The organism is Photobacterium aquae (assembly GCF_001029445.1).
Taxonomy (GTDB): Bacteria; Pseudomonadota; Gammaproteobacteria; order Enterobacterales; family Vibrionaceae; genus Photobacterium; species Photobacterium aquae.
Map to the genome: position 1 here is coordinate 1 of NZ_LDOT01000052.1, position 1,575 is coordinate 1,575.

General features: G+C 46.3%; 1 protein-coding gene. It reads right to left on the reverse strand.

The genetic code is table 11. From position 1 onward, the window contains the following. Positions 1-449: 449 nt before the first annotated feature. Positions 450-1,493: an IS110 family RNA-guided transposase gene (locus ABT56_RS22010; RefSeq protein ID WP_047881074.1), complete on the reverse strand. Its 1,044-nt coding sequence runs from the start codon at positions 1,491-1,493 to the stop codon at positions 450-452. Positions 1,494-1,575 lie beyond the last annotated feature (82 nt).

The window sequence follows — 1,575 nt, forward strand, 5'->3', positions numbered from 1 at the left end:
TAACACATATGAGCCTTTGGGGTGTCAAGGGGTAAAGCTGTCCCCCTTGGCTGCGTAGCAGCCAATATAATCGAACAACAAAGTTGTCTACTTCGCTCTGTCGATTATCGTCGCTTACGACAAACACATATTGAGGGTCTCTTACTGCGGTCTCACCGCTGCCTGCTAGTTTTACGCAGGGCCACTAGACATTCATCGGTTAACCCGAGCAGGCACTATTCAAAGAGAATGGCTGCTTCCGCAGCCAGTTAGTTTCAGGCTCGGCTCAGGTGTAAGCAACTTTGTTGTTCGTATTGATGCGCAACAATGGGATGGCTAATCAAAGCAAAGGGGCTTGAACAACCAATGCACAGCAGATCCAGTGAAGGCTGAAATGCCTAGTAGAATGGATTCAGCAGCGTGCTAACTATCAGCACCAGTTAGACTAACAGCTCATCCCATTGTGCGACTTATTCGGATAAAAATCGTCGGTCATCAAACACGGTTTTGTTCCTCAGCATGAAGTAGACGCAACGACCCAGTTTATGTGCCAGTACCGAGAGTGCTTTTGCTTTACTCATACGTTTCTGCAGGCTGTTTAGATACCGACGTGCTTTGTCGTTCCCTCGAAGATAAAGAACAGCGGCTTCTGAGAATGCCCATTTAAGATGTGCGTTACCGATTTTATTACCGCTGGTGCCATAGGTTTTACCTGCTGACTGGGCCTTGCATTTCACGAGTCGTGCATATGAGGCGAATTGTTGTACGGTTGGGAAACGCTCGATATGGCCGATTTCATACAGAATGGTTAGCGCGAGAATGCGACCGATACCAGGTACGGTCTGTAAAAGGTGGTAATCCTGTGCGTTGTGCTGTTTCGCGTTCATCTCGATAAAGTGTTCGAGGCTTGCAAGTTCCTTGGTGTAGAAGGCAATGATGTTAAGATCTAAGTCGATATTTCTATTGACTGATGCTTGATCAAAGCGTTGACGAACTTCATCTCTTGCATAAGGGTAACGAAGTTGCAGGTTAGGTGATGGTTGGTTGTACTGGGTAAAAGTGTTTGATACATGGGCTTTGAGGTCGGCACCATGTCTGACGATTTTAGATCGGCGTCGAAGTAAGTCGCGTGTTGCACGCATCGCTTTGGGATAGACATAAGCGATGGGAAAATTACCGCCCCTTAACAAGGCGGCAATTTTATAAGCGTCTATACGGTCGTTTTTTGTTTTTCCACCGTGTATGGCTTTCATATAGAGCGCATGCCCAAGAACAAAATCAACCGCGTAGTCCAGACAGAGATCGCTAACCCAGTACCAGCAGTGCATGCATTCAACACCAACAACTATTTGGTCTTGGTATGGCTGCAGGATATCGAGCAATTCATCTGGGTCAGCGTTAATTTTTTTATGCAGTACCTTATTGCCGGTGGAATCGAGGATACAGACATAAAGAATGCGAGCATGAAGATCAATGCCACAGTAAAAGTCATGCTGTTGGTTATAAAATCTCATAGAGTCTTCTCCGGTTTGGTTTGTCGCCTACCAGCATAGTCAGAGATGGCTATGCTGGCGGAGAGGGCTCAATGAGTATCAA

What these genes read in the sequence shown, in the direction of transcription:
- ABT56_RS22010 (WP_047881074.1), bottom strand. Translation starts at nt 1,493, where the DNA reads ATGAGATTTTATAACCAACAGCATGACTTTTACTGTGGCATTGATCTT.